Annotated in this window: 23 protein-coding genes and 1 tRNA gene; 6 read left to right on the top strand and 18 right to left on the bottom strand. The window is 60.2% G+C overall.

Annotated features, from left to right (window positions below):
• On the top strand, positions 1-830 hold an 830-nt coding region (gene bhcR, locus AC0L3E_RS20545), incomplete at its 5' end, for an HTH-type transcriptional regulator BhcR (RefSeq protein ID WP_473605495.1).
• Here the strand turns inward: bhcR and AC0L3E_RS20540 are convergent.
• The 4 genes from AC0L3E_RS20540 to AC0L3E_RS20525 form a co-directional block, all read right to left on the bottom strand.
• Positions 831-1190: a hypothetical protein gene (locus tag AC0L3E_RS20540; RefSeq protein WP_127268085.1), complete on the bottom strand. Its 360-nt coding sequence runs from the start codon at positions 1188-1190 to the stop codon at positions 831-833. It lies immediately after the preceding gene.
• Between the two features lie 182 nt (positions 1191-1372).
• Positions 1373-1678 carry a BA14K family protein gene (locus tag AC0L3E_RS20535; protein WP_127268086.1) on the bottom strand — a complete coding sequence of 102 codons (306 nt, stop codon included), beginning with the start codon at positions 1676-1678 and terminating at the stop codon, positions 1373-1375.
• 465 nt (positions 1679-2143) lie between these two features.
• Complete coding sequence (locus AC0L3E_RS20530; protein ID WP_127330740.1) at positions 2144-2365, bottom strand: hypothetical protein; 222 nt, start codon at positions 2363-2365, stop codon at positions 2144-2146.
• A 224-nt stretch (positions 2366-2589) separates the two neighbouring features.
• Positions 2590-2757 carry a hypothetical protein gene (locus AC0L3E_RS20525; protein WP_127268088.1) on the bottom strand — a complete coding sequence of 56 codons (168 nt, stop codon included), beginning with the start codon at positions 2755-2757 and terminating at the stop codon, positions 2590-2592.
• Positions 2758-2912: 155 nt separating this feature from the next.
• Between AC0L3E_RS20525 and AC0L3E_RS20520 the strand changes: the two genes are divergently transcribed.
• Both AC0L3E_RS20520 and AC0L3E_RS20515 read left to right on the top strand, forming a co-directional pair.
• Positions 2913-2988: transfer RNA gene (locus AC0L3E_RS20520), tRNA-Thr, on the top strand.
• Between the two features lie 191 nt (positions 2989-3179).
• A complete protein-coding gene (locus AC0L3E_RS20515) occupies positions 3180-3473 on the top strand; it encodes a hypothetical protein (protein WP_473605494.1) in 294 nt (97 codons plus the stop codon).
• Between the two features lie 45 nt (positions 3474-3518).
• Here the strand turns inward: AC0L3E_RS20515 and AC0L3E_RS20510 are convergent, their stop codons facing one another.
• The 5 genes from AC0L3E_RS20510 to AC0L3E_RS20490 form a co-directional block, all read right to left on the bottom strand.
• Positions 3519-3722, bottom strand: a complete 204-nt coding sequence (locus AC0L3E_RS20510; protein ID WP_473605493.1) for a hypothetical protein — start codon at positions 3720-3722, stop codon at positions 3519-3521.
• On the bottom strand, positions 3719-4054 hold the full coding sequence (locus tag AC0L3E_RS20505; RefSeq protein WP_473605492.1) for a hypothetical protein: 336 nt from the start codon (positions 4052-4054) through the stop codon (positions 3719-3721). Before AC0L3E_RS20505 ends, AC0L3E_RS20510 begins: the two co-directional genes overlap by 4 nt.
• Complete coding sequence (locus AC0L3E_RS20500) at positions 4051-4290, bottom strand: hypothetical protein (RefSeq protein ID WP_473605491.1); 240 nt, start codon at positions 4288-4290, stop codon at positions 4051-4053. Before AC0L3E_RS20500 ends, AC0L3E_RS20505 begins: the two co-directional genes overlap by 4 nt.
• Positions 4287-4628 (bottom strand): hypothetical protein, encoded by a 342-nt coding sequence (locus tag AC0L3E_RS20495; RefSeq protein WP_473605490.1) that lies wholly within the window; start codon positions 4626-4628, stop codon positions 4287-4289. The genes AC0L3E_RS20500 and AC0L3E_RS20495 overlap by 4 nt, the downstream gene beginning before the upstream one ends.
• Before the next feature lie 383 nt (positions 4629-5011).
• Positions 5012-5278: a hypothetical protein gene (locus tag AC0L3E_RS20490; protein WP_473605489.1), complete on the bottom strand. Its 267-nt coding sequence runs from the start codon at positions 5276-5278 to the stop codon at positions 5012-5014.
• A gap of 136 nt (positions 5279-5414) precedes the next feature.
• Here AC0L3E_RS20490 and AC0L3E_RS20485 point away from each other — a divergent pair, with 136 nt between their 5' ends.
• Positions 5415-5735: a hypothetical protein gene (locus tag AC0L3E_RS20485; RefSeq protein WP_473605487.1), complete on the top strand. Its 321-nt coding sequence runs from the start codon at positions 5415-5417 to the stop codon at positions 5733-5735.
• An 84-nt stretch (positions 5736-5819) separates the two neighbouring features.
• On the top strand, positions 5820-6428 hold the full coding sequence (locus tag AC0L3E_RS20480; protein WP_473605486.1) for a hypothetical protein: 609 nt from the start codon (positions 5820-5822) through the stop codon (positions 6426-6428).
• 109 nt (positions 6429-6537) lie between these two features.
• On the opposite strand, the gene AC0L3E_RS20475 is transcribed toward AC0L3E_RS20480, so the two are convergent.
• The 7 genes from AC0L3E_RS20475 to AC0L3E_RS20445 form a co-directional block, all read right to left on the bottom strand.
• Positions 6538-6906, bottom strand: a complete 369-nt coding sequence (locus AC0L3E_RS20475; protein ID WP_473605485.1) for a YybH family protein — start codon at positions 6904-6906, stop codon at positions 6538-6540.
• Between the two features lie 17 nt (positions 6907-6923).
• A complete protein-coding gene (locus tag AC0L3E_RS20470) occupies positions 6924-7109 on the bottom strand; it encodes a hypothetical protein (RefSeq protein ID WP_027036489.1) in 186 nt (61 codons plus the stop codon).
• A gap of 117 nt (positions 7110-7226) precedes the next feature.
• On the bottom strand, positions 7227-7469 hold the full coding sequence (locus AC0L3E_RS20465) for a hypothetical protein (protein ID WP_027036490.1): 243 nt from the start codon (positions 7467-7469) through the stop codon (positions 7227-7229).
• Between the two features lie 79 nt (positions 7470-7548).
• Positions 7549-8412, bottom strand: a complete 864-nt coding sequence (locus AC0L3E_RS20460) for an ATP-dependent DNA ligase (RefSeq protein WP_473605484.1) — start codon at positions 8410-8412, stop codon at positions 7549-7551.
• A 343-nt stretch (positions 8413-8755) separates the two neighbouring features.
• Positions 8756-9136 (bottom strand): hypothetical protein, encoded by a 381-nt coding sequence (locus AC0L3E_RS20455; protein WP_473605483.1) that lies wholly within the window; start codon positions 9134-9136, stop codon positions 8756-8758.
• A 299-nt stretch (positions 9137-9435) separates the two neighbouring features.
• Positions 9436-9891, bottom strand: coding sequence for a hypothetical protein (locus tag AC0L3E_RS20450; protein ID WP_473605482.1), 456 nt, complete (start codon positions 9889-9891; stop codon positions 9436-9438).
• A complete protein-coding gene (locus AC0L3E_RS20445; RefSeq protein WP_024503198.1) occupies positions 9885-10310 on the bottom strand; it encodes a hypothetical protein in 426 nt (141 codons plus the stop codon). Before AC0L3E_RS20445 ends, AC0L3E_RS20450 begins: the two co-directional genes overlap by 7 nt.
• Positions 10311-10619: 309 nt before the next feature.
• On the opposite strand from AC0L3E_RS20445, the gene AC0L3E_RS20440 reads away from it, so the two are divergent.
• Positions 10620-11009, top strand: a complete 390-nt coding sequence (locus tag AC0L3E_RS20440) for a sunset domain-containing protein (protein ID WP_473605481.1) — start codon at positions 10620-10622, stop codon at positions 11007-11009.
• A gap of 887 nt (positions 11010-11896) precedes the next feature.
• Here the strand turns inward: AC0L3E_RS20440 and AC0L3E_RS20435 are convergent.
• Together AC0L3E_RS20435 and AC0L3E_RS20430 are read right to left on the bottom strand one after the other, a co-directional pair.
• A complete protein-coding gene (locus AC0L3E_RS20435; RefSeq protein ID WP_473605480.1) occupies positions 11897-12253 on the bottom strand; it encodes a hypothetical protein in 357 nt (118 codons plus the stop codon).
• Entirely contained in the window at positions 12250-15147 is a 2898-nt protein-coding gene (locus AC0L3E_RS20430) for a phage tail tape measure protein (protein WP_473605479.1), read from the bottom strand. The genes AC0L3E_RS20435 and AC0L3E_RS20430 overlap by 4 nt, the downstream gene beginning before the upstream one ends.
• Positions 15148-15157: the final 10 nt, after the last annotated feature.

Here is a 15157-nt window from a genome sequence, read left to right as displayed (position 1 = left end):
TGGGCGTCAGGAAACCCCCCAAAACCCGCCCGCGGGGCGGGCCGCGCGCTTTCAACGGGCCCTCGGAGGCCAGTTCGGTGCAGTCGCTCGACAGGGCACTGCGCATCCTGGCCATTGTCGCGGAAGGCAGCGGCCTGTCGCTGAGCGAGATATCGGCACAAAGCGGCCTTGCCGCCTCCACCGCCTACCGCATGCTGACGACGCTGCAAAACCACGGCATGGTCGAATTCGACACATCAGACCAACTGTGGTCGATCGGCGTCGAGACCTACCGCATGGGCGCGGCCTTCCTGCGCCGCCGCAAGCTGGTCGACCGCGCGCGTGTCGTCATGCAAGAGCTGATGGAAAGAACCGGCGAGACCGCCAATCTCGGCGTCGCCGAGGACGATTGCGTGGTCTTCGTCAGCCAGGTCGAGACGCATCAGGCGATCCGCGCCTTCTTCCGTCCGGGCACACGCAGTCCCTTCCATGCGTCCGGCATCGGCAAGGCGGTGCTGGCCCATCTCGAGCCGGAGCGCGTCGGAACCATCCTGCGCAAGGCAGGCCTGCAGCGCTTCACCGACAGGACACTTTCAGACATTTCGGCGCTTGCCCACGATCTGGCGCGGATCAAGCTGCGCGGCTGGTCGGTCGACGACGAGGAGCGGCACCCCGGCATGCGCTGCGTGGCAGCCGCCATCTTCAACGAATTCGGCGAGCCGATCGGCGGCGTTTCGGTGTCGGGACCAACGGTGCGGGTGACGCCGGAGCGGTTGGCCGAGATCGGCCCGCTGGTGCGCGATGCCGCCGCCGAGGTGACCAGGATGATCGGCGGCGTGCGAGCCAGCTGATCAGCCCGTCCCGGGCAGCGCGCTCCTGGTCGCGATATCAAAGAAATCGAGAAGGATGGCCATGCCGACGCCGCAGGCGGTGAATATCAGGCCGGCCATGAAGATGCGGTTGGCACGTTCATAGATGCGCCGCTGCAGGCATTTCGTGTCGAGCAGCAGCGAGAGCGCCCGCATCTGCAAGGCAATGCCGGCCAGGATCGGCAGGACGGCGACAAGATGGTAGGTCTGCCACGGGATCGGGTTGGCGGCCCAATGCGTGATGAAGCCCAGCGAAAACGCCAGCAGGATGCCGACGGCGGTGACGGTGCCGTTGCGGAAAACCGTTTCGACCAGGTCTTCTCTGGGGTCCTGCTCGTCCAAAGGTCTCTCCCCGCGTTTCGCGGTCAGAATAGACGCTCGGCAAATCTCTGTACACCGCCCGGTCTGCCGCCCAGGCCAATCCTTTCTGCGCTGTATCGGCCGGTGGAGCACGCACCGCTACCATCCAGACAGCAGAAGAGGGGCTCGCATGGGCCCCTCTGTTGCTGAAACGGTCCTCCCCTCTAAAGACGGCAGTAGTGGCGGTATCCGTCGCGGCCGAGATAGGTATCGGAGTCCGCGTCGTAGCTGGCGTAACGATCGTAGCAGCGGCGGACATGCCACGAGCCGCCGCCTTCGTCGACATAGACGGTGCGCGGCTGGGCGAGCAGGCTGCCGAGGACAAAGCCGCCGACGCCGGCGGCAATGCCGATACCGAGACCGTGATTGTGGTGATGGCTGTGAGCGGCCGAAGGCTGCACGGTGCCGGCCAGCGTGGCGGCGGCGACGGCGGTGGCGATAAGGCCGGAAACGAGTGTGTTCTTGAACATGACGATCTCCTTGCTTCGTTGACCGAGGCGATCCATCCGCCTCTTGATCATCTGTCGTTGCAGCCAGGAAAAAGGTTCGAATCTTTTGTCGATCTTCTGGGATCCGGGAAATCGGATGGATCGAGGCCATGCTGACGGCGACCTTGCGAGAGCTTGGCGAAGACGTTGATGCGGCTGATCTCCCCCCTTGCGGTCCCCTTGCGGGGAGATGCCCGGCAGGGCAGAGGGGGTGCTGTCCCGCCAGCTTGTCAACCAATCAGGGCGAGGCAACCGCACGGACAAAATAGAGAAAGTTCATGGGGAAGCCGGTGATCTGTCACACCCCCTCTGTCCTGCCGGACATCTCCCCGCAAAGGGTCCGCAAGGGGGGAGATCGGCAGCTTTGCCGCCCCCACTTCACAAAGTGATCGCCGAACGCAAAAAGGGCGGCCGAAAGCCGCCCTTTTGGGGAATTGGGTCCCTCCATCAAAGGAAAATGATCACCCTGCCGTGCCTGTGGTGATGGTTGTGGTGGTGGTTGTAGTGCTTCCACCAGAACTTCTTGAAGTGCTTCTTGTGATGTTTGTGGTTGTGGTGGTGATGATGGCCGTGCATGCCGTGGGCTGACGACGTGCCGACAGTGCCGGCGAGCGCGCCGGTGGCGACGAAGATGGCGACGAGGCCTGAGGTAAGAGTGCGCTTGAACATGATGATCTCCTGGATCTTTTGATCGAGGCGACCCATTCGCCTCTAACCATCAGTCGGCGCGGCGCGGCAAAAGGTTCGATAGGTCGAAGAGATTTTTTGTGGGGCCTTTGGCCCGAGCGAATAGTGAATAGCGAATAGCGAGTAGGAAAAGGCAGGAACGCCACTTACCAATCGCTACGTTGCCGTTGCCTATTCGCTATTCGCTACTCACTATTCGCTCTCTCTCACCCCATCCCCGTGACATGGCGCAGCCAGAACGCCAGCGCGATGAAGCCGATTATGGTGGTGACGCCGGTCCAGTCGACATTGGCCTTCTTCACATCGCTGATGATCTTCACCAGCAGCATCCAGGCCACGAAGATGATCGGGAGAATGATGACTAATCTGATCATGCCACACCCCTGCGCAAAGCGATTGCACCTCCCCTAGATGTAGGAAGCGATCTAGCGCTTTTCAGGATGCCCTAGTCGACGGGCCATGTGGCATGCCGGGGAAAAACGGAGTTTTGTCTTTACTGGCGCAACAAATATGCTAACCGGAGCGCCGTGCCCTTGTAGCTCAGCTGGTAGAGCAGCGGTTTTGTAAACCGAAGGTCGGCGGTTCGATTCCGTCCGGGGGCACCAGCAAAATCAACCAGTTAGGTAGAATTACCGCAGCGTCAATCGGGCGCCTGCCGTAGTCTGGGTAACGTTTGGGGTAACAGAGACGTGATCCACCGAAAAAGCCCGCCACCTCTCGGCAGGCCCGCTGCCGGGCGCCTGTGCAACAAAGGAAGTCGATCCGCGTTGAGGCTCGTCTCATGGGAGCTTCGACAATGGACCCGGCAACCGCAGCAGTATTGCTTTTACTCTCTTGCAGCCCAGGCCAGGCTGCCGTCTGCAAGCCCATTGAGGCCGCGCCGACCACATATGCGTCGTTCGACGCGTGTCGGGCATCTATGAAAGACAGGCTCGCAGTTGCGCCAAACGGTGAAATCGTCGGACGATGCCATCCTGTCGACGAGACTGTCACCGGTTCACTGCCCGCCGGGTACACCACCGTTGTTGTCACGCGCGGTGTTGGGAGCAAAGCCATCAGCAATAGCTACATCGTTCAACACAAAGAATAGAAAGGCCCGCCGCCGTGAGGCAGCGGGCCAGTCGGGGCGTCAAACCTATTGAATGCAAGAGCCCGGCGGGTAGTGCTTGGGGTCGTAGCACGACGGCGAGACGAGCATGAAGTCATCGTCGGTGCGGACCGCAATCATGCCGTAGTGGTACCGTTGGTAAGCGTGGAACGGCAGGACGATCATGTCGTTGCTCGGCTCTACCGCCGCGGAAACTCTTCCAACTTGGAAGGGTTTAGCCTGCGCGGTCATAGCCCTGACCTCACAAGCACTTCCTGCGATTCGAGATCATCCGGCCACATAATGACTTCGCCGTAGTCATCGGCACAGTAGCATTCCCGATCGCCGCCATCCTCGTCGTCGCAGTTGTCCTGCTCCAGATCGTCAAGGCAGAGCAGCGATGGCTCATCATCGGCCGTGTCCTCGAGGTCGCAATCCACCTCCATCAGGTCGAGCGCGGTGATCAGGGCCATGGCGCGGTCCAGGAGCTCGTTCAGGCGCGTCTCGACCGATTGCCGCCATGTGCGAGGGTCGACACCTTGCGGGCAGCCGTAGGGCCTCAGAATGGGCGTGTGGGCGTTCATGACAGCGCCTCCGCCTTCATCTGATAATCAGGCCCGTTCTCGATCCCCTCGACGCTGGCATCGCAGACCATGCAGACAACGCTGAGAAGCGCTTGCGCCCTTCTCAAAATCGCCCACGTCTGCGGCGACACGTCGGCCCGATTGATCTCGTGGATGATGTCAGACGCGGTATTTATCACGGCACCGACGTTGGCGATGACCACAGGCCCATCGCTGAGATGTTCCGGGGCGCTCATGATGCAACGCCTTTCGAGAGCCTTGCCAGTCCTTTCCGTTCATAAGAAACGTCACCGGGTTTATCGCCCGCGACATGAGAAAGGATGATGACCATCCCGTCCTTGACGTTGTCCATGTCGATAATTCGAAGCGGTGCATCGGGCCACTTCTCCCAGAATGCCGCCTTGATCTCCTCGATAGCGGCGGTGATCCGCTCGTCCGGTGTGAGGGATACCGGTTCCGGCGCGGCACCGGTTTTGCTGGCGGGAAGCACGGACAGCGCTCCCAGGCCAGCCGCAGTTGCCCCTGTGCCCAGCAGCAGGCGCCGCCGGTCGATCGTTGTTGCCTTCGTGTTCATTGATAGTCCCCACGGTCAGAACCGGCTTCTGAAGGCCGGCGGCAATGTGTGTCCCAGGACACATTATGCCATCATCGGCGACGGGCCGAAGCCGGGGGTTCAGAACCAGCCGTGAGACTGGCGCGACGCTTTTAAGCCCGAAGGCTCTGGACAGAACGGCGCCCCCCGGCCATAAAGGTCGGGTCTGGAGCCGCGCCGCCAAGCGCGTCCATTGTTTGACAAGCTCGTCAAACATTCATCCGAAGCCTCCTGTCGAGGAGGCGCGACCCCGCCAAGGGTCAATTCGGAGATATCACGGTCCGGGTTCTGAAGCCCACGGACGATAAGCCGCTGATTTGCCGATTTCGTCAAGCACTCCCGAAAGGGAGCCGGCTTGCGTTGGTTCAAGGCTTGCGGATGCGCCGCTGTTCGGCGGCCTCTGCCACCAGATGGCGAAGATGGTTTTCGATCAGGATCAGCGTCGCCAGTGTGCCGCAGAAGATCGCCGCCGCGGCGAAACCGATAAGCAGGCCGAATATCACACCCATGGTCGCATTGCCGACGCTCTGCTGATGGTATCTCTCCCATCCGAGGGCGCCGCCTCCCAGGGTAATTATGAAGGCTGCCACGGCATTGAGCGTGGCGAGCATATCCGACAGTGCACGTGTCATCTGAATTCCCCCACCGGTAAAGGGCTACTTTAACGCGCCACAGGTAAGCCCGCCAGCGAGGTGGTGGGAGCGGAGCCGGCTTGCATTGGCGTTCGACTGGCGCGATGCTGTTCCTTGGGGATCCGAGGGAGGGGCTATGCGTATTTTTGTTGCCGTTGCCACCGTCATTGCCACGACATCTATCGCTTCTGCTGATGCCGACACTATGGTTGGCATCAAGGCGGCTTGCACAGCGGATTGGCCGGGCGATTACTCAATGCAGGAATTCTGCATCAACAATCAGGTGAAGTCCTACAATCATCTCGTCCAGATCAACAACAGCGGCCAGAATGGCGAGGAGAAGGGTATGCTGGTCAAATGCTTAGAGGACTGGAAAACCGCTACCGGTTCGGATTGGACCATGGTGGAATTTTGCTACAAAAATCAGCATGAGGCCTACGAGCGACTCGGCAATTGAGGGAGAGGGAGAAGAAGCGGTTTGGAATCGCCAGAAGCCTGGGATTGAGCCGGCCACAATGCCGATAGGTGTAGAGCCCAGGTTATGACCCGATCCCTCGCCCTCTCTGCCAGGCAAATAACGGCGATCTGCAAAGGCGCTGCGAAAGCAGGCTGTGTCGCCGAGATCATAGTCAACGGCATGGTGGTTCGGCTGGTACCAGAGGCACAAGCGGCGAAGCCCACTAGGGCAACAGTCCCCAATGAACTGGACGACGAACTGGAGGGGTGGGACGACTATCATCGTCGCCAAGACAACGAAGCAACCGGGCCAGGCGGCTATCCGATCGGGTCAGGCCGCAAGGGTGATCCGATTCAAGACTGGTACGACAAGCTCGGCTTCGATCCTCGAACGATGGGCGAATCCGAGATGAGGCAGTTACAGAAGGTCGCCGAAGAAAAATGGAAGGCTTCAATTCCCGGCACACCGCTTCAAAAGCGAGAGAAGCAGGCGCTTCAACAATTGGCGGCGCATGGTCCAAATGTGCCGGTTGACACCGCACAGATTAAGAACTGTGGTTCAGATACCGAGGAGCGCCTGCAAGCGCGCGGCTACTTGGAAACGAAGCCCCACCATAAGTATCCTGACAGCGTCGGGTCGCTGATCCTCACGGATGCAGGCTACGCAGCCTATCAGGCCCTCAGCACTTCTTAGCCTTCGGCGTGATCTGGCTCGCTTCAGCCCTGTCCTTGGTGCTCAGGATCGTGCGCCAATGCGGCTTTGTCGAAAACTGAGACGATGTAGGTTGTGGCAGGCTTGTCGGTCATTCTGCCTGGTCGCTGCTGTTCAAGCTGCACATGCGGATCAACCAACCTCCGCCAGCCTGGTGCTCAAAGACGCTAAGCGAAGTTCCGTTTCCGGTCGCCTCCCCTTCCGAGTAGGCCGCGAGAGACCATGCCAGATCTCCGGAGCCTCCTGCCTCGATCACTGCAAGTGTCTTGTCGGGGGTGGCGTGTTGGGTCCAGACACCGTGCAGCGCCTCTATCGCCGCTCGGCCGCGAGCTGGGGGGGCATACGGAGAATGCATTTCCGCGTTATCGGTAAATATGGACGCGCAACCGGCAGCATCCCCGGCGCGGTATGCCGCCACGTAGATGTCCCAAAGCTCCTGCAGTTCATCGCTGATCGACATAAGCCTGCTCCTTTTGTCTAGTTCTCCGCATGGCTAAAAACGACAGTGCCGTTATCCTTGCGAATTTCAACGGACACGATTCCATCGTCGCCCTTCCGGGTCTGAAACATGGAGATTGCATGATCCTTTGCCGTTTTCTCGGCGTCGAACATTTCCTTGTCGACGATGCCCTGTCGTCCATACCAGATGACAGTAAAGGCCATATTCGCTCGTCCTTTCGCGGCAGCCAGACATGGTATGCCGGTTGGGACGGAAAGTCACACAATGAGACGAAGCGGCGTTGACGCCGATCTGCTGGAATGGTCGTACGGAAGTGGGCGCTATTCAGCCGTAGGCGATCGAACTGGCCCAGTAGTGTTCCACCGGATGAACTCAACTTCCTTCCCGGTGACTTCCCGCACCGCCTTTAACAGCACCTCATGCAGGACGCGCGTCTGCCTGTAGTGGTCGCAATGCGGCGATATGAAAGGCTTGATGATGCTCAGGTGCAGCGCTTCTGCCGCCACGAGAAAGCGCTCGATTTCAGCCTGCGATAACTGCTTTGAGGGTTTTGACCTAGCCATGGTAGCGAACTCCGTTAGAGGGTGATCGCCGCAACGGGAGGATTATATTCCTCATCTGCTTTGGGCTGGCAAGCGCTGTCTATTGCTTATCCCGGAAATCGAGCAGCTTGGCATGGCGGAGCCTCTCCTCGCCCTTCAGGAACCGCACGCGACCGACAAGACCGGGCTTAAGCCATTCGGCCTTTTCTTTCTTTAGACCGATGGGCACTGGTCCGCCGACTTTCCCTTGCACGCGATCCCACAGGCGCTGGCGCTTGTCGGCTTTAAAGGCAACGAAAGCGCCGCCGGCATAGCGACCTTTGTCGGCCATCAGCACCATCGCGGGCTTTCCCGCCTCGCGCTGCACGCCAATGATGTCCATTTCCTTTTCGGCATAGCACTTGATCTTGCGCCAGTTCATCGTCGGCCCGCTGCGGTAGACGCTGTCCTTGCGCTTCGAGACCATGCCCTCCAGCCCTGCCCTGTCGACGAGGTGATAAACCGCATCGCCAGTGCCGGGCATAGCTTTGCTGACCTGAATGCGGCCGACGGCTGGTATCAATGCCTGCAGGATCTCGCGGCGGTCTTCCACCGGCATGTTGCGCAGGTCGTGCCCGTTCAGGTGCAGGAGATCGAACGCCACCAAATACAGGTCGCGCGACGGCTTACGGCGGGTAACGGCTGATTGCAGGGCGTGGAAGTCGGAGAGGCCGGCCTCGTTGACCGTGATTGTCTCGCCATCGATGATGAAACTTTCCGCCTCGATCGCCTCCGCCTCTCCGGCAAGTTCGATGTAGCGGCCGGTCCAGTCGTAACCATTCTTGGTGAACAGCCGTATACCGTTTTCATCCTTGATAATTTGGGTGCGATACCCGTCGAATTTGATTTCATGGAGCCATTCGTCGCCTTGCGGTGGCGTGTCGACCAGCTCGGGTTCCATGGGCTTGATGAACTTCAGAGGCATGCGCTGACTCGCATAGTGCGATTCAATTAGCGCGCGCTAAAATGGTTCCGGAACATTTTAGCCATCCTGCATGTTTCAGTGCATGCCGACGATAGACACAGAAGAGTGCAGAGCGGCGCTAACGCTGATCCGGCGAACAATCGAGGATCATTGTCCGCCTGGCGTTCTTCCGAGCGAGGAAGCGGTAAATGGTCTTTATGGGCCGGAGCTCATGCATGAAGCCGCCGCTTTGGCCACCGCCATTGTCAAGACCGTCGACAAGCTGACATTGAGTTCGACGAGGATTCCGCCGGCGCCCAGCATTAAAGCTTAGCCAACGTTGGAAGGTAGGCGCGCCGAGCGCTCAACCTGACATCCAAGATGCCAGTAGTAGGGCGCATAAGGATGAGACCAGAGCGGCGGCTGCGAGAAGCACCCCTGGGCTCTGCCATCCCTGCGGCGGCTCGTGTCCCAGCCTGTTGGGCGGCTGATTATCGTTCATGGGCGGCAGAAAATTAGGTTGCCCTAATTCTTGACGATGGCGCCAAGCCGGCAAACCCTGTTGCGAACGGGTTGCAATGATCTCACCAGGCTGCATTCGCTCTCCGTGATGAATACCCGCCACGCCAAGCGAGCCGTGGCGGGTAATCAACCAACCGACGATGAGGGGACTGTTGATCGTCGGCTGCATCAAACGTGTAAAGAACTCCAATGTTTCACGGGTCAGACCTTTGCGCTTCGGCATTGGGCTTTGGTCGGACCCAAGCCCTTTAGCACCAACGCGAAGGCCCGCCACCGATCAGCAATGACGGGCCCCTGCCTCGAGACCGCTCGGCTGTAAACCAAGCTATGATCGAACTTCGGTTTCGCAGACAGGTTCCCTCAATCTCCAAAAATTGAGCTTCAGTGGGTCCGCCCCCACTGGCGGGCAGGGGCGGACCCGGCCGGGGCTTGGGGGCCTCGACCGGCAGCGGGGGACGCTGCCGCTTTCCCAACCTGCCTTGGCATATCAGGTTCCGCTAACAGGCAAATAAGCTGTACGGATTATCCCTCGCCGCCCACTTGACGATCCTTGACCATCGCCATGCATTGCAGCGCCATCGAACGGGAAAGGCCTTCCTGCTTCTCGACCCATGGCCCGAAATGACCGTGCGGCAATGATGCCTTGTGGTGGAACAGCCAGCGGCCGATCGCCAGCTTCTGCTCGTCGGAAAGGTGCCCGCGGGGAATCGCTCGGGTATCGGCCGGCTCAGGATCTGCCAGCGGCGCGACATTGCTCGGCGACATCAGTGCCAGATAGGCCTTGTGCACCTCATGCTGCTTGTCTGCTGGCAGCTTGTTGAATTGGTGCACCGTCATCCCGCAACCGATGGCCAGGACCGCGGTGTGACGTTCCTCACCACGAAGGCGCCTAAGTCGCTGGCCTTGCCATTGGTTCGGAAGACGATAGGTGCCGACGCCTTCGATCTCAATTTCGGTGAAAGGGGTCCTGGCTAACATGCGATGCGCCTCGCGATTGCAGGGCCTGTGAGCAGCGCCAGCAGTGCGCCGGCCATGACATCAGCCGTTGAGCCTGGCAGCGCCTTGGCGGCCGTCCTGAGCTTGCCCAGGTCTATTTCATCCATGGCCAGGAACAGAGCAGCATTGAGCACCACCTCACCAGTCAGGAGCACCGCTGAGACCGCCTGCAGCGTCGCAGCATGAAGGTCATGGCCGTTGTCAGTCGAGTTGATCAGCTTCAGCACCATGGCCAGGTGTTGCTCGCCATGCCGGCGCCCGATCGCGCGCACCGTCGGCTTGCAGTAGCAATGGCCGGGCTTGCGGCCGCTCGACCGGTTGTCAGCGCTATTGTGGAGCTTGACGCCGCACATGCGGGCTATGGCGTGGATATCGCAAGGGTGGACCGTCCGTGCCAGCATGCCGCGCCTCGCTGTGAGAACGCGGGGATATTGCATAAGTCGCGGCTTATGCGCAAGAGATCGAGGTTGGCCTGGAGTGAGGTCACACTTGCATTTGAGCTAAATTGCGTGGCTGTATGGCCGATGAAAATTGGCCGGGGGGCCACACGACATGACCACAAACCTGTTTCTCACGGGTGTCGCTGCATTCGCGTTGCTCGTTCCGCTCTACTTCATTCTAAAATGACGACGGTATTCTAAGGCGCCTCACGACGCTCTCTGGACTATTTATTAGAACGGCCGCATCTTCCCCGCCGGGGAAGTGAGACAGTGGGCAAATTCCAGAAGCAGCATATCGGGGCCGACCAGGCTGACCGCTGGCGCAGCGCCAGGAAGCGACGCCGCCGCATATTGCGACCAGCGTATCTGCTCGCGCTGATCTTTGTGCCTTTGGCCGTGTTCCTCTCGCAGAACCCCGACATCATCGGCGCGGCTCCCAGCCTCATGCAGCTCGATGCATCTCCAAGCGCCTCTCTCTTGTCCACAGGCGCTGGATGCAACATCAAGGGCAACGTCAGTATCGACACGGGGGAACATATCTTCCACGTGCCCGGCCAGAAATATTATTCGCGAACGATCATCCGGCCCGAGTTCGGCGAGCGGTGGTTCTGCAGCGAAGCAGAGGCGCGCGCGGCCGGCTGGCGTAGAGCACGGCGATGAGATGCCAAATAGCGATTGCCGCATTGCTGGCTAGTGTTATTCAGTCGCACGCTGACACGCGGCGTGGTGATTTCAATAACGCTCTTTGGTATTCGGCCAAGTGCCCGGCCTATGAGCTCGACCCCGATATTGCCATGGCGGTAGCTGTCTCCGTCGGGCTTCCGGATACTCCAAGTTCAATCATAGTTGCGGCAAACGAAGGCGCACAGTCCATGCTGTCGAACGTCGTGCCGTTCGGCGGCCGTCCCGAAACGTCGCAACTACCGGACGATGTTTGCCGCTGGGCATATTCGATGTTTGGGCCTGATGGTACGAAGATAAAAGGGCTGATGAGAATTAGGACCAATGGGTGAAACCTAGCGTCCTGAAGGGGAGCGTGGGACTGCCATCTCTCGCCCCGCGCCTTCTGTCCAAGGAGTCCAGCCCTTGCCGGGACGTTCGGTGAGTTCGTTGTCGCGCATATATTAGCAACCCCTTGACGAAGCGTTTGGCCGCGCCAGAATCCCAAGCATGGCTCGGGGTAATTTCAAAGTTGGCGATGAGGTCGCGATCACCGCGACGATAAGGAAGCGCGTGACGGAAGACAGGGTCAGCGTGCTGATCCCGTCATATCACCAACCGCATTCGATTGTGGACACGTCACTAAACGTGAGCAGCGGGCAGAAGATCGAGCTAACCGGCGAAGTCACCCCACATTGACGCGGAGGCCCGAACTGTCACCATCAACTTGGGCGGCGTCCCCGTTACTGTTAAAGCCGACACGGTGAGGCTGGTGACCGCCTACGTGCCGCCGAAGCGAAAGACACCGCTGGTCGACAAGCCGATTTAAAACGGCCAAGCCAACGCCAGGACGAAGCCAGCGGACAAGGTGAAGGCGAGGAACGGCATCATGCCGCGTCGTCAGGATCTGAGTCGCCTTTCTTGCCTCCGGTCAACGGCGTCAGGCGCGGCCGGCGGGGACCTGTTGGGAAAGACAGGGTGAACTCGCCTCGCTCGGCACGACGCAGCGCATCGCGGAAGAGGTCAATCATCTCGTCTGAAATGACGTGCTCATGCCGGCCGCCGGCGTCGCCAACGGCGCAGATGAGCGCCCCCATGAGATGCGCAAAAACCTTGTGCGCATCACATCCTTGCGCCGCCATCTCGGGCATGGTCACCCGGTTCATGAACTCTTGGGTGTAGTGGTTGCACCACTTGCCGTTTTCGCCTTCGAACGCGCCAAGCTCGGGATGGGGAAAGGTCATCTGCGTCCGGGCCTCCTGCCGTTGCTCGTATAAGCCTCTTGTATTAGAAACTGCTGCAGCCGGTTGAGCGCGATGTCCCCGATCGTGAGATCGTCGATGCGCTCGCCGCCAGGCAGTTGCAGGACAAGTGGCGTTCGGGTGTTACCAGTCGACCCAGCCGGCGCCAGGTTGCCGACAAAGCCGCCACCGGCAAACCTTGGGATCTGCATCGATCTGTTGAAGCCATCGACGAAGCCGCCGATCGAGAAGCCGCGCAGACCGTCCAACGACGGGACAAAGCCGTTGTTGATGGCGTGCAGGAAGTCGAGGCCGAGCCGCTGCACCGCGCGCGCCTGGACGACAAATTCGCCGTTGCTCAGCCGTGCCAAAATAGAATCTGTTCTCGGCCCGCCGGCGCCACGTACGAAGCCGCCACCGGCAAAACCGCCATGCGAGCCGCCAGACTGCGAAGCTGACGAGGAGCCGGCTGCCTGTGCTCGCAACGATGACGCCGCCGCCGCTGCCGCCCGCAGCGATGCCAGGATACGAGCAATTGAGGACTCGATCTGGCTGGCGAGACTGGTAACGATGCCCTGCAAGCCCGTAAAGCCGCCTTGCAGTAGCGCGCGAATGCCGTTGAGGATGGCCGAGAACTTGCCGGGCAGCGTCGTGAACGGCGCCACGATGGCCTCTGCCGCTGCCTGTGCGGCGCCAGCGTCTAGACTGCCGAGCGAACTGTTGAACCCGCTGGCTGCCTCCTGTGCGGCCGGCGCGATGGTGCCGATGCTGTTGGTGATTTCATCTGATACGCCGCCAACAGCGCCGCTGGTGCTGTCTACGCTGCTCTTGAGATCGTCGAGGGCCTTCTTGCCTTCCTCGGCACGATGCGCAACGCCGTCGATGACGTTGAAGGTTTCGGAAGTCAGCTTGCCGTCGGCTCCGCCGCCACGAAACACGTGGATCTGATGGTCGAGGTTGCCGACTTGCGCGGCCGTCTCGCTAACCGCCGCGCCAACGCCCTTGATGCTGCTTTCTGTGGCAGCGGCGTTGTTGCGGAGATCGATGATGTTCGAGACGACCTTGCCGTCGATCTTGGCCTGGATTTCCTCAAGCTCGCGCTTGGCTTGTGCGACTGCCTTTTCTCGGATGATGAGCTGTTCCAACGCCGGGTCGACGTCGAGGCCAAGGCGTTTTTCCATTGGCCCGAGAGCGCTCTGCTCCTGGCTCAGCTTGGCCGCTTCGAAGGCTTCGCGCGCGCCCTTCGCTTGGGCCTCGGCGTCCGCGATGGCAGCTTTAGCGGCGTCGAGATGGGACTGAGCAAGGCGCTTAAGGGCCTCCTGTGCGCCCGGCACGTTTGCCTTTACGTTGGCGATCGCCTGGTCGAGCTCGCCCAGCGCTTTGCGGTGAGCATCGGCCGCCGCGGCCGAATCGTATTGCTTGTTTTTGATGAGGTCGAGGACAATCCCGGCGCCCTTGATGCCGGCGGCGATCAACAGGATCAATCGGCCAAGCGGCGTCAGCGTCAGGAAGGCGTTTCGCAAGAAAACAATCGCTCCGATCAACTGCCCAATGCCGCCGAAAACGAAGCCGATGCCGCGACCGAACAACCCGAGCGCTATAAGCACAGGACCGATGGCAGCCGCGACGGCGCCGATCTCCGTCCCAAGTCGCAGCACAGCCGGATCGAGGTTGCCGATCGACTTGGTAAGGTCTGTGGCCTGCTTCACAAGCTGAGTGACGAAGTCAAGGAAACCTGACTTGCCGATGGCGATCGACAGGTTTTCCACGGCGCTGTTGAACTGATTGAGTTCGCCGGCAAGGCCCTTTACCCTGGTGGCGGCGATCTCGGCGGCATTTGTCGCCAGCAACTTCGCCATCATCTCGTCGATGCCCTTGCCGCCAAGCTTCATCAGGGCCAAGGCAGTACGAAGGGCGTCGGTGCCAAAGATGGTCGAGACAGCGTCGTTTCGATCTTCCTGGGAGAGATTCGAAAGCTTGTCCTGCAGGATCTGGGCGATCTCCGACATGGATTTCATTTTGCCGGAGGCGTCGAAGAAGCGGATCCCCAGCTTTTCCATCATCGCCGCGGCTTGTTTCGACTGCGGAACCAGTCTGGTGAGGAAAGTCTTGAATGATGTGCCAGCGTCCGAGCCTGAACTGAAGCTGGTCGCGGTCGCCGCCAGCACGGCATTGAATTCTTCGAAGTTCACACCCAGGGCGCCAGCGGCGCCGCCGGCCTGGCCCAGAGCCAGAGCATAACCCTCAAAGGACAGCTTGGACTCGATGGTCGCTCCGGTGACGGAATTAACGATCGCCGGAAGCTGTGAGACCTTCAGGCCAAAGTGGTTGATGAGGTCGCCTATGGCAGTCGCGGCCGGCGCCAATTGCGTGTCATTGGCAGCGGCGAGATCGACCATTGCTTTGGCCGCACCGCCCATGATCGTCTTGAAGTCCAGACCGACTTTCGCCAGCTCGGTCATGCCCTGCAGCGCTTCCGTGGACGAGAAAACAGATGCCTGGCCGAGTTCCTGCGCTTTTTTGGTAGCGTCCTCGAAGGCCGAGCCCACCACTCCAGCATTGACCGCGAAACTGTTGCCAGCCTTCTCGAAGTCGGCCGCCTGTTTCAGGATGCCCACACCAGCACCGACGAGGGGAAGGGTCAGGTGCGTGGCAAAGGTCTTGCCGAGTTTCTGCACGCTCGTGCCGACGTCGTTGAACTGCTTGCTGAGGCTCTGAAGCTGGACCTGGGCCTGCTTGAGCGAATTGAAAAACCCGGGCGATAGCCCTTTGGTCTCGTTCGCTGCTTTCTGGAGTGCTTTGAACGCCTGTTCGCCGACTCGGCCGAGAGCCTTCAGTTCGGCCTCGATTTCCTTCCCGCCGTCGAGGGCAATTCGCTGTTTGATCGTTGCGGCCATGGGGTCAAAT

The sequence above is a fragment of the Mesorhizobium sp. WSM4822 genome (assembly GCF_055811155.1).
This window is presented reverse-complemented; position numbering and strand designations above follow the sequence as displayed.

What these genes read in the sequence shown, in the direction of transcription:
- AC0L3E_RS20450 (WP_473605482.1), bottom strand. Translation starts at nt 9,891, where the DNA reads ATGTTAGCCAGGACCCCTTTCACCGAAATTGAGATCGAAGGCGTCGGC.
- AC0L3E_RS20460 (WP_473605484.1), bottom strand. Translation starts at nt 8,412, where the DNA reads ATGCCTCTGAAGTTCATCAAGCCCATGGAACCCGAGCTGGTCGACACG.
- AC0L3E_RS20505 (WP_473605492.1), bottom strand. Translation starts at nt 4,054, where the DNA reads ATGAACGCCCACACGCCCATTCTGAGGCCCTACGGCTGCCCGCAAGGT.
- AC0L3E_RS20525 (WP_127268088.1), bottom strand. Translation starts at nt 2,757, where the DNA reads ATGATCAGATTAGTCATCATTCTCCCGATCATCTTCGTGGCCTGGATG.
- AC0L3E_RS20515 (WP_473605494.1), top strand. Translation starts at nt 3,180, where the DNA reads ATGGACCCGGCAACCGCAGCAGTATTGCTTTTACTCTCTTGCAGCCCA.
- AC0L3E_RS20530 (WP_127330740.1), bottom strand. Translation starts at nt 2,365, where the DNA reads ATGTTCAAGCGCACTCTTACCTCAGGCCTCGTCGCCATCTTCGTCGCC.
- AC0L3E_RS20500 (WP_473605491.1), bottom strand. Translation starts at nt 4,290, where the DNA reads ATGAGCGCCCCGGAACATCTCAGCGATGGGCCTGTGGTCATCGCCAAC.
- AC0L3E_RS20475 (WP_473605485.1), bottom strand. Translation starts at nt 6,906, where the DNA reads ATGTCGATCAGCGATGAACTGCAGGAGCTTTGGGACATCTACGTGGCG.
- AC0L3E_RS20485 (WP_473605487.1), top strand. Translation starts at nt 5,415, where the DNA reads ATGCGTATTTTTGTTGCCGTTGCCACCGTCATTGCCACGACATCTATC.
- AC0L3E_RS20455 (WP_473605483.1), bottom strand. Translation starts at nt 9,136, where the DNA reads ATGCCGAAGCGCAAAGGTCTGACCCGTGAAACATTGGAGTTCTTTACA.
- AC0L3E_RS20480 (WP_473605486.1), top strand. Translation starts at nt 5,820, where the DNA reads ATGACCCGATCCCTCGCCCTCTCTGCCAGGCAAATAACGGCGATCTGC.
- AC0L3E_RS20430 (WP_473605479.1), bottom strand. Translation starts at nt 15,147, where the DNA reads ATGGCCGCAACGATCAAACAGCGAATTGCCCTCGACGGCGGGAAGGAA.
- AC0L3E_RS20535 (WP_127268086.1), bottom strand. Translation starts at nt 1,678, where the DNA reads ATGTTCAAGAACACACTCGTTTCCGGCCTTATCGCCACCGCCGTCGCC.
- AC0L3E_RS20490 (WP_473605489.1), bottom strand. Translation starts at nt 5,278, where the DNA reads ATGACACGTGCACTGTCGGATATGCTCGCCACGCTCAATGCCGTGGCA.
- AC0L3E_RS20495 (WP_473605490.1), bottom strand. Translation starts at nt 4,628, where the DNA reads ATGAACACGAAGGCAACAACGATCGACCGGCGGCGCCTGCTGCTGGGC.
- AC0L3E_RS20445 (WP_024503198.1), bottom strand. Translation starts at nt 10,310, where the DNA reads ATGCTGGCACGGACGGTCCACCCTTGCGATATCCACGCCATAGCCCGC.
- AC0L3E_RS20510 (WP_473605493.1), bottom strand. Translation starts at nt 3,722, where the DNA reads ATGACCGCGCAGGCTAAACCCTTCCAAGTTGGAAGAGTTTCCGCGGCG.
- AC0L3E_RS20435 (WP_473605480.1), bottom strand. Translation starts at nt 12,253, where the DNA reads ATGACCTTTCCCCATCCCGAGCTTGGCGCGTTCGAAGGCGAAAACGGC.
- AC0L3E_RS20465 (WP_027036490.1), bottom strand. Translation starts at nt 7,469, where the DNA reads ATGGCTAGGTCAAAACCCTCAAAGCAGTTATCGCAGGCTGAAATCGAG.
- AC0L3E_RS20470 (WP_027036489.1), bottom strand. Translation starts at nt 7,109, where the DNA reads ATGGCCTTTACTGTCATCTGGTATGGACGACAGGGCATCGTCGACAAG.